The 16,922-nt window shown below is 69.2% G+C and carries 20 protein-coding genes; 8 read left to right on the forward strand and 12 right to left on the reverse strand.

Annotation, left to right across the window (positions count from 1 at the left end; genetic code table 11):
- Genes ACXRVZ_RS16700 through ACXRVZ_RS16710 form a run of 3 tightly spaced genes read right to left on the reverse strand, consistent with a single transcriptional unit; the run spans position 1 to position 1,573 of the window.
- Complete coding sequence (locus ACXRVZ_RS16700; protein WP_458232596.1) at positions 1 to 735, reverse strand: DUF2987 domain-containing protein; 735 nt, start codon at positions 733 to 735, stop codon at positions 1 to 3.
- A gap of 47 nt (positions 736 to 782) precedes the next feature.
- A complete protein-coding gene (locus tag ACXRVZ_RS16705) occupies positions 783 to 1,025 on the reverse strand; it encodes a helix-turn-helix domain-containing protein (protein WP_457425197.1) in 243 nt (80 codons plus the stop codon).
- A complete protein-coding gene (locus ACXRVZ_RS16710) occupies positions 1,025 to 1,573 on the reverse strand; it encodes a DUF2975 domain-containing protein (RefSeq protein WP_457425199.1) in 549 nt (182 codons plus the stop codon). The genes ACXRVZ_RS16705 and ACXRVZ_RS16710 overlap by 1 nt, the downstream gene beginning before the upstream one ends.
- Positions 1,574 to 1,662: 89 nt before the next feature.
- Here ACXRVZ_RS16710 and ybaK point away from each other — a divergent pair, with 89 nt between their 5' ends.
- From ybaK to ACXRVZ_RS16725, 3 genes are read left to right on the forward strand one after another with little or no spacing between them, the layout of a single operon-like run.
- The gene (gene ybaK / locus ACXRVZ_RS16715; protein ID WP_457425201.1) at positions 1,663 to 2,157 is read left to right on the forward strand and encodes a Cys-tRNA(Pro) deacylase; all 495 of its coding nucleotides are present in this window, start codon (positions 1,663 to 1,665) and stop codon (positions 2,155 to 2,157) included.
- A gap of 4 nt (positions 2,158 to 2,161) precedes the next feature.
- A complete protein-coding gene (gene plsY, locus ACXRVZ_RS16720; RefSeq protein ID WP_457425203.1) occupies positions 2,162 to 2,818 on the forward strand; it encodes a glycerol-3-phosphate 1-O-acyltransferase PlsY in 657 nt (218 codons plus the stop codon).
- Positions 2,815 to 3,171, forward strand: a complete 357-nt coding sequence (locus ACXRVZ_RS16725) for a RidA family protein (protein WP_458232597.1) — start codon at positions 2,815 to 2,817, stop codon at positions 3,169 to 3,171. The genes plsY and ACXRVZ_RS16725 overlap by 4 nt, the downstream gene beginning before the upstream one ends.
- Here ACXRVZ_RS16725 and ACXRVZ_RS16730 read toward each other — a convergent pair.
- From ACXRVZ_RS16730 to ACXRVZ_RS16740, 3 genes are read right to left on the reverse strand one after another with little or no spacing between them, the layout of a single operon-like run.
- A complete protein-coding gene (locus ACXRVZ_RS16730) occupies positions 3,168 to 5,186 on the reverse strand; it encodes a DEAD/DEAH box helicase (RefSeq protein WP_457425207.1) in 2,019 nt (672 codons plus the stop codon). The genes ACXRVZ_RS16725 and ACXRVZ_RS16730 overlap by 4 nt on opposite strands.
- A 52-nt stretch (positions 5,187 to 5,238) precedes the next feature.
- Positions 5,239 to 6,501, reverse strand: coding sequence for a M56 family metallopeptidase (locus ACXRVZ_RS16735; RefSeq protein ID WP_458232598.1), 1,263 nt, complete (start codon positions 6,499 to 6,501; stop codon positions 5,239 to 5,241).
- Positions 6,494 to 6,877, reverse strand: coding sequence for a BlaI/MecI/CopY family transcriptional regulator (locus ACXRVZ_RS16740; protein WP_457425211.1), 384 nt, complete (start codon positions 6,875 to 6,877; stop codon positions 6,494 to 6,496). Before ACXRVZ_RS16740 ends, ACXRVZ_RS16735 begins: the two co-directional genes overlap by 8 nt.
- Positions 6,878 to 7,007: 130 nt before the next feature.
- Here ACXRVZ_RS16740 and ppk2 point away from each other — a divergent pair, with 130 nt between their 5' ends.
- Both ppk2 and ACXRVZ_RS16750 read left to right on the forward strand, forming a co-directional pair.
- Positions 7,008 to 7,904 carry a polyphosphate kinase 2 gene (gene ppk2, locus ACXRVZ_RS16745; protein ID WP_457425213.1) on the forward strand — a complete coding sequence of 299 codons (897 nt, stop codon included), beginning with the start codon at positions 7,008 to 7,010 and terminating at the stop codon, positions 7,902 to 7,904.
- Positions 7,905 to 7,924: 20 nt separating this feature from the next.
- Positions 7,925 to 8,269, forward strand: a complete 345-nt coding sequence (locus ACXRVZ_RS16750; RefSeq protein WP_457425215.1) for a glutaredoxin family protein — start codon at positions 7,925 to 7,927, stop codon at positions 8,267 to 8,269.
- A gap of 94 nt (positions 8,270 to 8,363) precedes the next feature.
- Here the strand turns inward: ACXRVZ_RS16750 and ACXRVZ_RS16755 are convergent, their stop codons facing one another.
- Both ACXRVZ_RS16755 and ACXRVZ_RS16760 read right to left on the reverse strand, forming a co-directional pair.
- Positions 8,364 to 8,648: a hypothetical protein gene (locus tag ACXRVZ_RS16755; RefSeq protein WP_457425217.1), complete on the reverse strand. Its 285-nt coding sequence runs from the start codon at positions 8,646 to 8,648 to the stop codon at positions 8,364 to 8,366.
- A gap of 163 nt (positions 8,649 to 8,811) precedes the next feature.
- Complete coding sequence (locus ACXRVZ_RS16760) at positions 8,812 to 9,447, reverse strand: L-threonylcarbamoyladenylate synthase (protein WP_457425219.1); 636 nt, start codon at positions 9,445 to 9,447, stop codon at positions 8,812 to 8,814.
- Between the two features lie 141 nt (positions 9,448 to 9,588).
- Between ACXRVZ_RS16760 and ACXRVZ_RS16765 the strand changes: the two genes are divergently transcribed.
- The gene (locus tag ACXRVZ_RS16765) at positions 9,589 to 10,206 is read left to right on the forward strand and encodes a Sua5/YciO/YrdC/YwlC family protein (RefSeq protein ID WP_457425221.1); all 618 of its coding nucleotides are present in this window, start codon (positions 9,589 to 9,591) and stop codon (positions 10,204 to 10,206) included.
- A gap of 7 nt (positions 10,207 to 10,213) precedes the next feature.
- On the opposite strand, the gene ACXRVZ_RS16770 is transcribed toward ACXRVZ_RS16765, so the two are convergent.
- The 3 genes from ACXRVZ_RS16770 to ACXRVZ_RS16780 are packed head-to-tail and all read right to left on the reverse strand — an operon-like array spanning position 10,214 to position 13,692.
- Positions 10,214 to 11,074 (reverse strand): 3',5'-nucleoside bisphosphate phosphatase, encoded by an 861-nt coding sequence (locus ACXRVZ_RS16770; RefSeq protein WP_457425223.1) that lies wholly within the window; start codon positions 11,072 to 11,074, stop codon positions 10,214 to 10,216.
- A 9-nt stretch (positions 11,075 to 11,083) separates the two neighbouring features.
- Entirely contained in the window at positions 11,084 to 12,820 is a 1,737-nt protein-coding gene (gene recJ / locus ACXRVZ_RS16775; RefSeq protein ID WP_457425225.1) for a single-stranded-DNA-specific exonuclease RecJ, read from the reverse strand.
- Complete coding sequence (locus tag ACXRVZ_RS16780) at positions 12,817 to 13,692, reverse strand: hypothetical protein (RefSeq protein WP_457425227.1); 876 nt, start codon at positions 13,690 to 13,692, stop codon at positions 12,817 to 12,819. Before ACXRVZ_RS16780 ends, recJ begins: the two co-directional genes overlap by 4 nt.
- A gap of 63 nt (positions 13,693 to 13,755) precedes the next feature.
- On the opposite strand from ACXRVZ_RS16780, the gene ppk1 reads away from it, so the two are divergent.
- Positions 13,756 to 15,813, forward strand: a complete 2,058-nt coding sequence (gene ppk1 / locus ACXRVZ_RS16785) for a polyphosphate kinase 1 (RefSeq protein WP_458232599.1) — start codon at positions 13,756 to 13,758, stop codon at positions 15,811 to 15,813.
- Between the two features lie 11 nt (positions 15,814 to 15,824).
- Positions 15,825 to 16,286, forward strand: a complete 462-nt coding sequence (locus tag ACXRVZ_RS16790; protein WP_457425231.1) for a SixA phosphatase family protein — start codon at positions 15,825 to 15,827, stop codon at positions 16,284 to 16,286.
- A gap of 154 nt (positions 16,287 to 16,440) precedes the next feature.
- Here ACXRVZ_RS16790 and ACXRVZ_RS16795 read toward each other — a convergent pair whose 3' ends face one another.
- Positions 16,441 to 16,845, reverse strand: coding sequence for a GFA family protein (locus ACXRVZ_RS16795; RefSeq protein WP_457425233.1), 405 nt, complete (start codon positions 16,843 to 16,845; stop codon positions 16,441 to 16,443).
- Between the last annotated feature and the right edge of the window lie 77 nt (positions 16,846 to 16,922).

Consider the following 16,922-nt stretch of genomic DNA (forward strand, 5'->3'; position numbering starts at 1 on the left):
CTACAGCTTGACGCCGAGCTTCGTGCCAGCCGGTGGCAGCAGGCGGGCCGCGTCGGGCCAGTTCTCCTGGCCGGTCAAGACCGTGCAGGGGCGGCTCTTCTCGCCCTTCTTGGTGCTGGGCTCGCGCTCGCCTGCGGCCTGCGGCAGTGGCAGGCCCAGCAGCTTGCCGTTCTCCTGCCACTCCAGCTCCCAGGTCGGCGTGGCGCTGCAGATGAGCACGCCCTGGATGCGCGGGAACAGCCAGCGCAAATACCAGGGCAGCAGCTCCTCACGCAGCGTGCGCGCCACGCGCATGATCTGGCGCACCTTGGCCATATCCAGCTGTTCGGGCGGTGTGGTGAGTTCCAGCAGGCCCTGCACGGCCAGCTCGCCCTTGGCCGTGTTGGTGGCCAGGTCGGCGGTCTTGGCTTCGGCCTCGGGCAGCACGGGCAGGTCGAAGCGGCCTTCCGCGTCCAGCTTGAGGGGGTAGTCGGTGTCGTCGCTGCGCACGGCCATGCGCACCTCGGCCAGGGGGCGCTTGGTCTTCTCGGCGTTGACCTTGAAGTCCATGCGGAACAGGCCCTCGCCATGCTGGCGCAGCTTGCTGAGCAGGCTGTTGATCTGGCCATAGGGCAGCACGCTGCCGTCGCGCTTGAGCTCGGTCCTGACCGGAGGCAGCACTTCGTTCGGGGTCTGGGCAGATGCAGTGACGGYGGCGGTGGCGAGCAACAAGGCGGGAAGCAGCAAAGGTCGCATGGGCGGTGTCGAGTGGGGAGGCGGAATGGGTGATGTGCCGGGCGGGGTCAGTCCGGGTCGCTGTCGCCACCGGCATTGGGCTCCGGCCCGGGCTCCCAGGCGAGCAGGTCGCCGGGCTGGCATTGCAGGACTTCGCAGATGCGCGACAGCGTGTCGAAGCGCACGCCGCGCACCTTGCCGCTCTTCAGCAGCGACAGGTTCGCCTCGGTGATGCCCACCCGCTCGGCCAGTTCGCGCGAGCGCATCTTGCGGCGCGCGAGCATGACGTCGAGGGTGACGACGATGGGCATCAGATGAACTCGGCGTTCTCGTCGGCGACGCGGGCGGCTTCGTGAAGCACTTGAGCCAAAGCCAGCAGCAGTAGCCCGAACAGCAGCGCGAGGTAATGATCCGATGACAGCCCGAACCAGAACTGGCGTTCGCCCACCGGGTTGCCCCAGGTCACCGCCAGGATGGCCAGCGTGTGGCCCATCGGCTGGGCGGCCGCCGTGGCGCACAGGCCCAGGCCCAAGCGACGCAGATGCTGGGCCGGCTGGCGCGCCAGCAGCTCGCCTTGAGCAAAGCAGCCGAACAGCGCCCACATCTGCCACAGCGTGAACAAGCTGACCGTGGTTGGCACCATGGACGCCGCCAGGCCCCAGAGCCGCGAGCCCATGTCGAGCTGCAGTTTGCTGAGGTTCCAGGTGCGAGAGGCCACCTCGGCTACCCACTCGGGCTGCGCCCAGAAGATGAAGGGCAGGGTGCCGATGACCACGACGCCGAACAGGCACAGCAGCCGCACGATCCAGGCCAGGCGGCGGATGCGGCGCAGGCCGTCGGCGGAAAAGGAGTCGGGCATGGCGGCGGCGTCTGGGCAAGGGAAACTTACTGTAAAACAATAATTAGTTGCCTCGCAACAGAATCATTCACCTCTCCGAGAATGAGGGGATGAGCAAGAAGACCGCCCACGTCAGCGAGACCCCCGCCACCCAGCAGCTCAAGCGCGCCGGCATCGCCTTCACCGAGCATGTCTACGACTACGTCGACCATGGCGGCACGGCGGAGTCGGCCAAACAGCTGGGCGTGGACGAGCACGCCGTCGTCAAGACGCTGGTGATGCAGGACGAGAAGGCCGAGCCGCTGATCGTGCTGATGCATGGCGACTGCTCGGTCAGCCTCAAGGAGTTGGCGCGGCAGATCCCATGCAAGAAGGTCGAGCCCTGCAAGCCTGAGGTGGCGCAGCGCCACAGCGGCTACCAGGTGGGCGGCACCTCGCCCTTCGGCGTGCGCAAGGCCATGCCGGTGTTCGTCGAGGCGAGCATCCTGGAACTGGAGAAGATCTGCATCAACGGTGGGCGGCGCGGCTACCTCGTCGGCATCGCGCCCAGGGTTCTCACGGAGCTGCTGGGCGCACGCCCGGTGCATTGCGCCAACGGACAATGAGGCCATGCAAGAGACTCTTTTCCCCCTGCTCGCCGCCGTCGGTGGCTACCTGATCGGCTCGCTGTCCTTCGCCGTCATCGTCAGCCGCGCGATGGGCTTGTCAGACCCGCGCAGCTATGGCTCCGGCAACCCCGGCGCCACCAATGTGCTGCGCTCGGGCAACAAGGTCGCCGCCGTCCTGACGCTGGTGTTCGACGCCCTCAAGGGCTACTTGCCGGTGCTGGCCGTGCTGATCTGGGGCCCGCGCCACGGCCTGGAAGAAGGCACGGCGGCGATGGTCGGCCTGGCGGCCTTCCTGGGCCATCTCTACCCGGTGTTCTTCCGCTTCCAGGGTGGCAAGGGCGTGGCCACGGCGGCCGGCGTCATCTTCGGGCTGAACCCCCTGCTAGGGGTTGCGACGCTGGCGACCTGGCTCATCATTGCCTGGTTCAGCCGCTATTCCTCGCTCGCGGCCATCGTGTCTGCCGCGTTCGCGCCGATGTATCAGTTGCTCATTTGGGAAGCCGGCCCCACGGCGCTGGCCCTGATCATCATGGGTCTGCTGCTGGCGTGGCGCCACCAGGCCAACATCAAGAAGCTGCTGGCCGGCACCGAGAGCAAGCTCGGCGCCAAGGCCGCCACCGCAACCGTCAAACCCCACAAGACCAGGAAGAAATCATGAGCAAGCAAGRAATCGAGCGCTTCGACGTTGGCGCCCGCATGTCCGAAATGGCCGTGCACAACGGCGTGGCCTACCTGGCCGGCCAGGTGCCCGAGGACACCAGCGTTGGCATCGAAGGCCAGACGACCCAGGTGCTGGCCGCCATCGACAAGCTGCTGGAGCGCGCCGGCACGAACAAGGGCCGCATCCTGCGCGCGCAGATCTTTCTGGCTGACCGTGCCGACTTCGCCGGCATGAACACCGCGTGGGAAGCCTGGGTCTCCGCCGGCCACACGCCGCCGCGCGCCACCGTCATCGCCGGCCTGGCACGGCCGGAGTGGAAGGTCGAGATCCTCGTCACAGCGGCCGTCTAAGCGGGGAGGGCCTGCGCGCGCTGGCGCCAGAACGCCACGTCGATCAGCTGCTCCGCGCCAGTGCGCGCGTTGACCAGCCAGAACTGACGGCCATCGGCGCTGATGCGCGCCACCTCGCCCTCGTGCCGCCCGGCGCTGACGCGCTGGCCCAGTGCATTGGCCGGAAAGCCCGGCTCGCGGGCCAGCGCCAGCAGCGGCGTCACCGCCCGCGTGTCGCCCGCCAGCCGCAGTCGCTGCATCAGTGGAGCCAGCAGCGGGCTGGCCGCATCGGCGCCCGACACGAACAGCACCAGCTTGGCCTGCGCCCGGCTCAAGCCCACATTGAGCAGGCGCTGGGCCTCCTCGCCATGCAGGAAGGGCTGGGCGCCGTCGGCCGGGTCGAACAGCACCACCGGCGCCTCGCTGCCCTGGGCGCGGTGCACGGTGCTGACGCGCAACTGCTCCGGCAGACCCCGCGCGCGCAGCCGCTGGCGGATCAGCGCGCGCTGGGCGCGGAACGGCGTCAGCACGATCAATTCCTCGGGCTGCCATTGGCCGCTGGCCAGTGCCTGCTCCACCAGCGCCGCAATCGCCTCCGCCGACTCGCGCCGCACCGGCCCGCGCTCGGCGGCCACCCAGCCGCCATCGGCCTTCACGCGGTGGATGTGGACATGCACGTTGGCGGCAATGTCTCCCAAGGCGCTCTGCCGGGCCGCCTGCCAGTCGGGTGACGCCGCCGCATCGGCCGCCACCCGCAGCGCGCCGTCGTAGAACAGCTGGCTGACCAGCTCGCCAATGGGCGGCGCCATGCGCGACTGCTCGTCCAGCAGCGCCACCGACGCACCCGCGCGAGGCATCTCCGCAAACGCCGAGCGGCCCAGCCAGCGGCGCGCCAGGCGGTCGTCGCTGCGCAGCACGGGCGACAGCTGCTGCGGGTCGCCCGCGAACAGCCGCGCGCGGCCCAGTGGCATCAGCACCAGCGCATGCGCCAGGCTGACCTGGCTGGCTTCGTCGAACACCAGCAGGTCGAAGGGCGGCTCGCCGTCGGCGCTTAGCTCGCGCAGCGTCTTGAGCGTGAAGGCGGCGCGTGTGGTGGTCATGCTGGCCAGCCGGCAGCGCTGCAAGACCTTCAGCGACGCGCTGCGCAGCTCGTCGCGCAGCGCGGCCACGCGGTCGGCCCAGGCCTTCAGCGCGAGGGCGTCGCGGGCCGACGGCCGGGCGCTTTCAGCGCGCGCAAGGCGGGTGATGAGTTCGCGGTCCTGCGTCGGGATCAGGTGTTCGCGCCCGTCATAGGCGGCCGCGTCGAAGCGCGTGCCCAGGCGTTGCACCTCTGCGCGCAGAGGCTCGCGGCGGCCCTTGTGCAAGGCCTTGTCGACGGCTAGCGTGGCCTGGTCCACCGCCTGGTTGGTGGTGGACAGCAGCAGTACGCGGGCCTGCGGCTGGCGGTCCAGGTACTCGGCCAGCAGCACGCCCAGCGTGGTCGTCTTGCCCGTGCCCGGCGGGCCCCACAGGAAGCCGCTGCTGAAGCCGGCCAAGGCGAGCGCCGCGCGCTGCGCCGGACGCAGCCAGCGGAAGGGCTCGCCCGTCAATGCCGCTCCGCTGTGCAACGGCTGCGGGCTCGACAAGTCGGGCAGGCAGGCCAACGCCTGCTCGGCCCAGGGCGTGTCCCACCAGGCGTCGGCCACCGCGTTCAGGAAGCGCGTCGGGTAKAGGCGGATCAGATGCCCGGCCGGTGGCGGCGGGCCGCTGGCGTTTTGCAGCATGAGCTGGTCGTCTTCCGCCAGCACGGCCAGCACGCTGGCGCCGCCCTTGGCCGGTGCACCCCACCAGGCGCTGGCGCCGTCCAGGCTGTCGTCCAGCAGCGCCTGGGCCGAGGCGGCGCCGGGCCTCTGGCCTTCAGCAAACACATAGCCGGGCTCCAGCGTCACCCGCCACAGCACGCCGTCGCGCTCGCTGTGCAGCACCTTGAAGTCGTAGTACTCGGGCGTGGCCGACAGCTCGGCGTTCAGGGCCGAACGGAGGTCGGCGAGGCTCATCGCAAAGGGGAGGGCTGGCTTCAGGGAAGCGGCACTGTAGCGGCCTCCCGGATCAGAAGATGTTCTTCGGCGGCTGGTAGTCGGCGGGCAGCTCCGTGGGCGTCAGCTCCAGCACCAGCTTCTCGCCGGGCTCCGGCCGGCCGATCTCGATGCGCGCCTTGGTGCCCCAGGCGGACATCACACTGGGATGGCCCAGTTCCACGCCGGGGTCGCCGCGGCGGATCTGCGTCTTGATCAGGACCGCGTTGGCTTCCTTGTTGATCTGGGGCTGCAGCTCTATCCAAAGCACCTCGGTTGTCCAGTCCGGCTGGTCGGCTGGTATGGCGTCCAGACGCAGCTTCATGCGCTCGCCGTCGCGCCCGATCAGCCGAGTTTGGATGCCGGTTTTCAGGCTGTCCGTGCTGCCGGCTCTGACCAAGCTGCGCTCCACCAGGAGCTGCAGTTCGATGTAGCGCGTCCCTGCCGGTGCCGGGCTGGCAGCGGCGTAGGCCAATGACGACACGGCGGTCACCCCAAACGTGAGCAGCAATGCTTTGCGGCGGTTCAGGGGCAGGGGGCRGTTGAGCATCGCAATCCTTTCGACGAGGGGATGGGTCGTGCCCCAGCGGCTGGCTATCGGCGCGCCGTGGTGCGTGAGGTTGTGGGCCGCCAGCAGCGCTTGCGTGTAGTCAACCAGCGCGCCGGGCCGGGTGGCGAGCACCGCGGCGTCGCAAGCGAGTTCTTGGTCGGCCCGCAGCCGGCGCGCGGCCCACCAGGCCAGTGGGTTCCACCAGTGCAGCGCCGTCAGCGCGCAGGCGAGCAGGTTCCAGAGGTTGTCCAGCCGGTCGCGATGCACCTGCTCGTGGGCCAGGATCAGCTCGCGTTCGGCGGGCGAGAAGCGCTGTTCGAAGTCGACGGGCAGCGCGACCCGGGGCCGCAGCAGGCCGACGAGGGCGGGGCTGCTGCCGGCCGGCAGGTGCCGGCCCATGCGCGTCAGGCGCCATTGCCGCCAGGTTTGAGTCGCTGCAACGAGCGCCGCGCCGCCCAGCCACAGCGCCAGCCAGATCAAGGCCTGATCGGGCGGCGGCGCCGGTAGCGCGGGCCCGGCCAGTGCCTCAGTACTGCCCGTGGCTTGCAGCACCACGCGCAGCGGCTCCTGCGCCGGCCGAGGCAGCAGCGGTGCCAGCGACAGCGCCGGCACCAGCAGCCAGGCCGCGTAGACGCTGCCCGCGCCCAGGCGCTTCAGCAGCAGCGGCCGCAACGCCGCCATCAGCACGACGGCCGCGCTCAGCAGCAAGGCCTGCTGCAACAGCACTGCCAGCAGCCGCTCACTCATGCCCCTGCTCCTTCAGCAGCGCCTTCAGCGCCGCCACGTCCTCGGGCTTCAACTTGCGCTCCGACGCGAACTGCGCCACCAGCGGCGCCAGGCGGCCGCCGAACAGGCGGTCGATCAGCGACAGGCCGGTGTCGGCCAACCAGGCGTCCTCGGGCACGGCGGGGGCATACAGGAAGCGCCGGCCGTCGCGCTCGGCGGTGACGGCGCCCTTGTTGAGCAGGCGGTTCAGCAGCGTCTTCACGGTGGCCAGCTGCCAGCCCTGGCGCGGGCCCAGCGTGGCGGCGATCTCATCGGCGCCCTGGGGCGAGCGGGTCCAGAGCTCCTGCATGACCTGGGCTTCGGCCTCGCTGATGGGCGGTGGAGTGGCTTTCTTCATGATTACGCCTGTAAACGATGACCAATGATTACGGCTGTAAACGCATTCGTCAAGTCCCTTGCTGTCACAGGGTCGCCATGTCGCAGCGCTAGGCTGGCGGCATGAGCCGCTGTCGCGGCCGGGAGCCACCATGAGCCACATCGAAGACGAGCTGGTGAAGCGCATTCATCGCGACCTGCAGGACGATTTCGACGAAGAGCTGGAGCTTGAACTGGAAGACCGCGAGCACGGCGTGATGCCCAGCGACGAGGCGTCCTCTGAACGAAAGCGTTATTTCCGCGAGCTGTTCCGGCTGCAGAGCGAGCTGGTCAAGCTGCAGGACTGGGTGCAGCACACGGGCCACAAGGTCGTCATCCTGTTCGAGGGCCGCGACGCGGCGGGCAAGGGCGGCGTCATCAAGCGCATCACGCAGCGGCTGAACCCGCGCGTCTGCCGCGTCGCCGCGCTGCCGGCGCCCAACGACCGCGAGCGCACGCAGTGGTATTTCCAGCGCTATGTGTCGCACCTGCCGGCGGCGGGCGAGATCGTGCTGTTCGACCGCAGTTGGTATAACCGCGCYGGCGTCGAGCGCGTGATGGGCTTCTGCACCGACGACCAGTACGAGGAGTTCTTCCGTTCGGCGCCCGAGTTCGAACGCATGCTGCAGCGCTCAGGCATCCAGCTCATCAAGTACTGGTTCTCGATCAGCGATGACGAGCAGCGCGTGCGCTTCCTGGGCCGCATCCACGACCCGCTGAAGCAGTGGAAGCTCAGCCCAATGGACCTGGAGTCGCGCCGCCGTTGGGAGGCCTACACCCACGCCAAGGAGGTAATGCTGGAGCGCACCCACACGCCGGAGTCGCCGTGGTGGGTCGTGCCAGCCGACGACAAGAAGCGCGCGCGGCTGAACTGCATCCACCACCTGCTGAGCCAGATGCCCTACGAGGAAGTGCCGCACGCCGACATCGAGTTGCCGGCGCGCGAGCGGCGTGAGGACTATCTGCGCAACCCGGTGCCGGACAACCTCATCGTGCCCGAGGTGTATTGATCAACCTCTAGAGTCGGGCCATGAAGTGGCCACCGCTCTCGCTGTTTGTCGTCGTGGGCGCTACCGCGCTGGCCTCCTGGGCCTGGCGCGGCCATGTCGCGGTACAGGACGGCGAGTTGCTGGCCCAGCGTGCCAAGCCGGGCGACATCCGCATGATCTCGTCCGAGACCTGCCCCTACTGCCTGGCCGCGCGGCGCTGGATGACGCAGCAGGGCGTGCCGTTCAATGAATGCTTCATCGAGCGTGACGCGCAATGCCGGGCCGACTACCTGGCCCTTGGCGGCATGGGCACGCCAACGCTCGTCGTGCGCGGCCAGCGCGTCATCGGCTTTGACCGCGCGCGGCTGCTGGAAATCCTGAAATAGACCGAGCCGAATCGGCAACGCTGACTCAGCAGCGCTGGCGATTCGGCTCGGCGGCGGTGGAAAAAGGCGTCATTCGCATGGGAAGGCGCCGGTCTCAGATGCGCTTCGTGCCGGTCTTGGCGGCGGCCAGTGTGGTGTTGCGCAGCAGCGTGGCATCGCTGTAGCCGGTGACGACGACGCGCGGCAGCTGGGCCACTTCGCGGACGGCGTAGCCGGTCACCACGACGCGGGGCAGTTGGGCGATGTCCCGGGTGGCCTTGCCGGTGATGACGACACGTTCCAGCTTGACGATCTCTTGCGGTGCGGCGTGGGCAACAGCAGAGAAGGCCAGGGCCACGGTCGTAACGGCGGCGGCGAAGAAGGTGGTTTGCAGGCTCATGATGGACTCCGTTCGGTGGGTTTCGAACCGCGTGATTGCTTGTTCGATGGAGTCAGTTTCGTCATCACGGCCACTCGCTTCCAGGGGCCTGCGATCAAGCGCGGGTGGCGCTGGATGAACTGCAAGACGGATGGATGAGCTGCGGGAAACCCAGCAAACGGTACTAGTCGACGTGAATGCCGAGCCGGGCAAGGTCGCCCCGCCCCTGGCGCACCAGCACGGGCTCGTCGCCCTGGCTCAGATCCAGCACCGTCGTGGGCTGGGCAGGGCAGGCGCCGGCGTCCAGCACGAACTGGAGCTGACGGTCCAACCGGGCGCACACGTCGGCGGCGTCGTTCATCGGCTCGCTGTCGCCCGGCGGGATCAGCGTCGTCGACAGCAGCGGTTCGCCGAACAGCGCCAGCAGGTCCTGCGTGACGCGGTGGTCGGGCACGCGCAGGCCGATGGTGCGGCGGCTGGGGTGGGACAGGCGCCGCGGCACTTCCTTGGTGGCCGGCAGGATGAAGGTGTAGGCGCCGGGGGTGGCGAGCTTGAGCAGGCGGTACTGGCGGTTGTCGACCATCGCGTAGTTGGCCAGCTCGGACAGGTCGCGGCACAGCAGCGTCAGGTGGTGCTTGTCGTCCACGCCGCGCACGCGCCGCAGCGCTTCGGCGGCGGTCTTGTCGTCCAGGCGGCAGACGAAGGCATAGCTGGAGTCCGTCGGGATCGCGCCCAGGCCGCCGGCCTGCAGCATCTGCGCGGCCTGGCGCAGAAAGCGCGGCTGCGGGTTGTCGGGGTGGACTTCAAAGAGCTGAGCCATGGGAGGGAGCGGGAACTGGATGCTGATGCAAGCGTATACCGGCGCGCCGGGAGACGGGCAAGCAGTGTGCCGCCTTCCTCCGGCGCGGTGGCGCGATGTTGTCTGACGCCGGGCCCAGGGCCTGCCCGGCTACTGTGGGCCATGCCACGCTTCCTTCGTTACGAGGTCCATCCGCAGAACCCGCAGAGCCGGTTCCTGCAGTACGTTGCCAGGCAGATCCAGGCCGGCGACGTGGCGGCGGTGCCCACGGCGGCGGGCTATGGCCTGGTCTGCCGGCTGGATGACAAGTCGGCGACGGACCGGTTGCGTCGCTGCGCGGAAGCGGACCGCGCGCCCGTCGCGCTTCTCTACCGCGATCTGGCGCAGTCGGCCACCTACCTGCATGTCGATGACCGCGCCTTCCGGGCGATCCGCGACGCCGGCGACGGGACGACGGCCTTCGTGCTGCGCAGCACACGGCGTGTGCCCAGGCGCCTGGCATCCGTTGCCGGCGGCGCGAGCGTGCTGCATTTCGGCGGCCATGCGGCCGTGCAAGGGCTGCTCGACCTGCTCGACGAGGCCTTGCTGATCGCGCTGCCCGAAGCCGTTGCGGAATCCGTCGATGACCTGCCGGCCAACTGGCAAGGGGCGCTGGACGTCGCGCTGGACGCGGGGCCGCTGCCGGCAGCCCGGCCCGCCCGGGTGTTGGACCTGCACGGCTTGCTGCAGGCGCGGCCCAGCCTGTCGCGGTGGGCCGGCGCGGCGCAGGCGCAGGCTTAACCGTTGGTCAGTGGATGCGCGCGGCCAGCTCGGCCCAGACGGGCGTGAGCTTGGCAGCCAGCGGCGGCAGCGCGCCGAGGTCGATGCGGCTCTCGTCGGGGGAATGGAAGTCCGAGCCGCGCGAGGCCAGCAGGCCGAACTCCAGCGCCGTGTCGGTGTACTTCACGAACTCGTTCGGCGTGTGGCTGCCGGTGACGACCTCGATGCCGCGCCCGCCATGGCCGATGAACTCGGTGATCAGCGCGTACTCCTCCGTCGGTGTGAAGTCGTAGCGGCCCGGATGGGCGATGACGGCGACACCGCCGGCCCGCGTGATCCAGCCCACCGCGTCTTTCAGCGCGGCCCACTTGTGCGCCACGAAACCCGGCTTGCCTTCGGTCAGGAAGCGGCGGAAGACCTCGGGGATGTCGCTGCAATGGCCGGCATCCACCAGGAAGCGCGCGAAGTGGGTGCGCGAGATAAGGTCGGGGTTGCCGACGTATTTCAGCGAGCCCTCGAAGGCGCCGTGAATGCCCACCGCCGCCAGGCCCGCCGCCATCTCGCGGGCTCGCGGCTCGCGGCCACCGCGGGTGGTGCGCAGGCCGTTGATGATCTCAGGCGCTTCATGGTCGAAGCCCAGGCCGACGATGTGCACCACGCGGCCGGCGAAGCTGACCGAGATCTCGGTGCCGGTCAGGTAGGCCAGGCCGTTCGCCTTGGCCGCTGCGATGGCTCGGGCCTGGCCACCGATCTCGTCATGGTCGGTCAGCGACCAGAGCTGCACCCCGCCCGCCTTGGCGCGCTCGGCCAGCGCCTCGGGCGTCAGCGTGCCGTCCGAGACGACAGAGTGGCAGTGCAGGTCGGCGTTGAGCGAGGGATCGAGCTTCACGCCCCGAGTTTAAGGAGTCGCGGTCGTTGCCTGAGCCTCGACAAGGTATTGCACCCGCTGCTGACCCTGCCATTCGTCCAGGCTGAGCCGGTAGGCCAGCGTGGCGCGCTCGGGCAGCATGTCCACGTGGTTGAACCAGATCGCGTCGATGAGCTTGCCGCCCTGGCGCAGGCGCAGCTTCAGGTGCTTCTCGCCCACCAGCCGCTGCGAGATCACCTCGAAGCGGTCGCAGAACACCGGCGCCTCGAAGCCCTGGCCCCAGACCTGGGCGTCCAGCAGGCGCGCGGTCTCAGCCGTGGCGGCCTCGGCGGGCAGGGCTCCGTCGTGGCGTAGCGTGCGGGTCAGGTCCTGCTCGTTCAACCATTCCTCGGCGACGCGGGCGAAGGCCAGCGCGAAGCGGTTGATGTCGTCGACCGCCAGCGTCGCGCCAGCCGCCATCGCATGGCCGCCGAACTTGGCGAGCAGGTCGGGCTCGCGCTTGCTGACGAGGTCCAGCGCGTCGCGCAGGTGGAAGCCCGGGATGGAGCGACCTGAGCCCTTCAGGTGGCCGTCCGCGCCGCGTGCGAAGACGAAGGTGGGGCGGTGCACGCGGTCCTTGATACGCGACGCGACGATGCCGACGACGCCTTCGTGGAAGTCGGCGTCGAACAGCGCCACGGCCGGTGGCAGCGCGCCGGAAAGTGCCTCGATCAGCCCATCCAGCCGCGCCTCGGCCATCTCGCGCATGCCGCTCTCGATCTCGCGGCGCTCGCGGTTGATGGTGTCGAGCTGGGTCGCGAGTTCGAGCGCGCGCTCGGGGTCGTCGGTGGTCAGCGTTTCTATGCCCAGCGTCATGTCGGCCAGGCGGCCCGCTGCGTTGATGCGGGGGCCGAGCGCAAAGCCGAGGTTGTAGCTATGGGCCTTGCTGGCATCGCACTTCGCTGCCGAGAACAGGGCCATCACGCCCGGCTGGGCCCGGCCGGCCCGCATGCGCTTCAGGCCTTGCGCGACGAGGCGGCGGTTGTTGGCGTCGAGCTTGACGACGTCGGCGACGGTGCCCAGCGCCACGAGGTCGAGCAGGCCATCCAACCGGGGTACCTCGGTGAAGGCGCCACGCGAACGCAACTCCGCGCGCAGGCCCATCAGCACGTAGAAGGCTACGCCCACGCCGGCCAGCGACTTGCTCGCAAAGGTGCAGCCGGGCTGGTTGGGGTTGACGATGGCCTCGGCCTCGGGGACGACGATGACGCCGTCGACCAGGGCGGGCAGGTGGTGGTCGGTCACCAAGACCTTGAGCCCCAGCGCGCGGGCGTGGGCCACGCCGGCGAGGCTGGCGATGCCGTTGTCGACGGTGACAAGCAGCGTGGGTGATTGCTCCAGCGCGAGGTCGACGATGGTCGGCGTCAGGCCGTAGCCGTGCACGGCGCGGTCGGGGACGACGTAGCCGAGCTGGTCGGGCCGCGCGCCCAGCAGCCGCAGGCCGCGCAGCATGACGGCGCAGGCGGTGGCGCCGTCGCAGTCGTAGTCGGCGACGATGACGAGGCGCTCGCCGTTCTGGATGGCGTCGGCCAGCAGCCTGCCGGCTTCAGGCAGGCCCTTGAGGTCGGTGGGCGGCAGCAGCTGGGCCAGGCTTTCATCCAGCTCGCTGGCCTCGCGCACGCCACGGGAGGCCAGCAGGCGGGCCAGCAGCGGCGCGACGCCGGCCTGCTCCAGCGCCCAGGCGGTGCGCGGCGGGACTTCGCGTTCAACGAGCTTGGGCGAGTTCATAGCGCCTCCAACGTGGCGGCTATATCGGGCGCCTGCCAGCGGCGCTTCAGCTTCTCGATCAGCGACAGGGGCTGTGCTGTGAAGTGACGCGCGAAGCGCTCGCCGCACAGCGTCAGGCCGGTCAGTGGTTGAGCCAGTGGCCCGGCGTCCAGCCGCTGCCAGGCCTCGGCCCAGGCGGCAAGGTCGCCATTCAGCAGCGGCTCGGTCAGGCGGGCGTCGACGGTCACGTCGGCCGGCTTGCCGTTGCTTCGACCGATGTCGCCTATCCACACCGAGTTGATCGCATGCTCGCCGCGCGCCTCACGTTCCTCGTTCAGCGCATGGCCGTGCATCAGCATCTGCGCCTCGTTCTGCCAGCGGCGCAGCAGGCGGCTTTGCGGCAGCCAGGGTTCGATGGGTTGGCCCGCAGCGCGTTCGATGCTGGTGGCCTGCACGCCGTCCAGCGCCGTCGCATGGCCGATGGCCCAGTGCGTCGCGTCCAGCAGCCGCCATTGCCAGCCTTCGCTCTCGGGCCACAGCTCGCGCAGCAGCGCGGTGAAGCGGGCCGCGTCGGACTCCGACAGGTTCAGCGCGGCCGGGGGCAGCACGTCCACGCCGTCGCTGCCCACGGCCAGATGCACCGGCGTCATCAGCGCCCAGCTCAGCTCGGGCCCGGCCTCCACCGCCCAGGCCGCAGCGCTTGGCTCCGCCTGTCCGCGCAGGGCGGCCAGCGCAATGTGGTGGGGCGGTTGGGGCGAGAACTCGTCGCTGCCCCAGGTCTCGGCCGGGCTGAGCCGGTTCAGCAGCGTGGCCAGGTTGGGCAGGGCCAGGCTGGAGAACGCATGCCGCGCGGCCTCGTCAAGGGCGCTGGCATGGGGAATCATCAGGTGCATGAGCAGGATTATCCCGGGGGGTTTTTCAAGCGGTTGTCACACAACCTTCATACACTTTTCGTCATGACCGACCCGACTCCGTTGAAGCTGCTCAACCGCGAACACGCCATTCTTGAATTCAACCGCCGCGTGCTCGCCCAGGCGCAGCGCGCAGACGTGCCGCTGCTGGAACGGCTGCGCTACATCTGCATCGTGTCGAGCAACCTCGACGARTTCTTCGAGGTGCGCTTTGCCGACATGCTGGACGCGGCGCGCGACCCGCTCAGCACCGTCACAGGCCAGGACGTCGACCGTGTCGGCCGCGCCGCGCATACGCTGATCGACGAGCAGTACCACGTCTTCAACGAGCAGGTCATGCCGCTGCTGTTGAAGCAGCGCATCGTCGTGCTCAACCATGCCGACCGCGACGGACCGCAGCGGCAGTGGGTGGACAAGTACTTCGAGCGCGAGGTCAAGCCGCTGCTGGTGCCCGTGGGCCTGGACCCGGCCCACCCCTTCCCGCAGGTGRCCAACAAGTCACTTCACTTCATCGCGCGCCTGTCGGGCAAGGACGCCTTTGGCCGCGACAACCGCATCGCCATCGTCAAGGTGCCGCGCGTGCTGCCGCGCGTCATCAAGCTGCCGGCCAATCTCAGCGACGGCCGCCAGGCCTTTGCGCTGCTGACCAGCGTCATCCGCGCGCACCTGGAGGACCTGTTCCCCGGCCGCAAGGTCGAGGCTTTCTCGCAGTTCCGCGTCACGCGCGACTCCGACCTGGAGGTGGACGAGGAAGAGTTCGCCAACCTGCGCCATGCGCTGCGCTCGGGGCTGACGACGCGCCATTTCGGCCGCGCGGTGCGGTTGGAGGTTGTCAACAGCTGCCCGGCCGAGCTGTCGGAGTTTTTGCTGGAGCAATTCGGCCTGCCCAACGCAGCGCTGTACCGCGTCAACGGCCCGGTCAACCTCGTGCGCCTGAACGAGCTGATCGACCAGACCGACGCGCCCGCGCTGCGCTTCAAACCCTATGAGCCGGCCTGGCCGTCGGGCCGCCTGCCGCGCCACAAATCCATCTTCGAGAAGCTCAAGAAGGGCGACGTGCTGCTGCATCACCCCTTCGAGAGCTTCGAGCCCGTCGTGGCGATGTTGCGCGAGGCCGTGGACGACCCCGACGTGCTGGCCATCAAGCAAACCATCTACCGCGCCGGCGCCAAGTCGGAGCTGATGGACCTGCTCATCGAGGCCGCGCGGCGCGGCAAGGAGGTCATGGTCGTCGTGGAGCTGAAGGCACGCTTTGACGAAGAGGCCAACATCAACTGGGCCGAGCGGCTGGAGGCCGTGGGCGCGCAGGTGGTGTACGGCATCGTCGGCTACAAGACCCACGCCAAGCTGCTGCTCATCACGCGCCGCGAAGGCAGCAAGTTACGCCGTTATGGCCATATCTCCACCGGCAACTACAACCCCAAGACGGCGCGCCTATACACCGACCTGGGCCTGCTGACCGCCGACGGCGACCTGACGGCCGATGCCGACTCGGTGTTCCGCCAGCTCGCCTCACTGGGCAAGTTCAAGCCGCTGCGGCGCATGCTGCTGGCGCCCTTCAACATGCACAGCCGCATGGTGGAGTTGCTGGGCCTGGTGGAGGCGGCGGCGCTGGGCGGCTACAAGGGCGCGCGCGTCGTCGTGAAGATCAATGCGCTGACCGATGCCGAGCTCATCCACGGCCTGCTGCGCGCGGCCCAGGCCGGCGCCAAGGTGGACCTGATCGTGCGCGGCGCCTGCATGCTGCCGCCGGGCCTGCCGGGTGTCAGCGAGAACATCGTCGTGCGCTCGGTGGTCGGCCGCTTCCTGGAGCACTCGCGCATCTGCTATTTCCGCTGGGCTGAGCCAAGGGAAGGTGATGGCGGCGAAGCGTTGTTCCTGTCCAGTGCCGACTGGATGAGCCGCAACATGTTCCGTCGCATCGAGGTGGCCTGGCCGGTGATCGACCCCAAGCTGCGCCAGCGCGTCATCGACGAGGCGCTGACGCCCTATCTGCACGACACGATGGACGCCTGGCAGCTCGGGCCGGATGGCCGCTCGGTGCGCGTCAGCGACCACGGCGTCAGCGCTCAGCAGGCGCTGATGCGAAGGTTTTCGGAATAAGGGGCATTCGCATGGACCTGATCCTCTGGCGCCACGCCGAAGCCGAGATCATTGCCCCAGGCCAAGACGACCTGCAGCGCGCGCTGACGCCCAAGGGCGAGCGCCAGGCGCGGCGCATGGCGGCCTGGCTCAACCACCGGCTCGCAGCGACGACGCGCGTGCTCGTCAGCCCCGCGCTGCGCTGCCGCCAGACGGCCGACGCGCTGGGTCGCGAAGTGCGCGTCGTGCCGACTCTGGCGCCGGACGCGCCGATCGCGGCGCTGATCGAAGCCTCGCGCTGGCCCAAGGCCAGCGAGCCGGTGCTGATCTGCGGGCATCAGCCGACGCTGGGGCAGCTGGCGGCGCATCTGCTGGCCGGCGTGGAGCAGGACTGGCCCGTCAAGAAGGGCGCTGTCTGGTGGCTGCGCTGGCGCCAGCGCGATGGCGAGCCCGAGGTGACGTTGCACGCGGTGCAAGGTCCGGATGCTCTTTGACCCCCGCTCAGTCTCGCCACGCTGAACGCGGGCGAGCCTGATCGGCCCCCCGAGGGGGCGGCGATGCTTGCGGCATCGAGCCGCAAGCACATCGCCAAACGGGCCGGCTTGGGAGCGGCCCGGCGCTCGGCCCAAAAACCTGCAAATGCGGCGTTCAGAGGTGCCTTGTCTCTTCCGGCTTGTTCCACCAGTTGTTGTGCAGGCCGTCGAAGTACGTGACCGGCGCGGCGATCAACTCCTCGGGCGTTGCGTCGTCCAGGCAGTTGACCTTCACCGACACGAAAGGCCCGCCCATCTCCTCGATGTGACCACGGCCGAACGAGCGCACGCCGCAGGTCTTGCAGAACAGGTTGTGGATGCTGTCCGAGCCGAACTGGTAGTCGCTCAGCGCGTCTTCCGACGTCAGCAGCCGGAAGTGCTCGGGCTTGGTGCTGGCGCTCCAGTTGCGCGTCTTGAAGCAGATGGAGCAGTTGCAGCGGCCGGTGCCTTCGGCCAGGTCGAGGTCGACTTCAAAGCGCACGGCCTTGCAGTGGCAGCTGCCGGTGTAGGTCTTGAGCATGGTGGTCTCGCGTGGTTGAGGAATGACATCCTCGCGAGCATCGCTGTCAGCGTGTGACAGCAGGGCGCCTGTTGCCG

Source organism: Roseateles sp. P5_E8 (genome assembly GCF_054177665.1).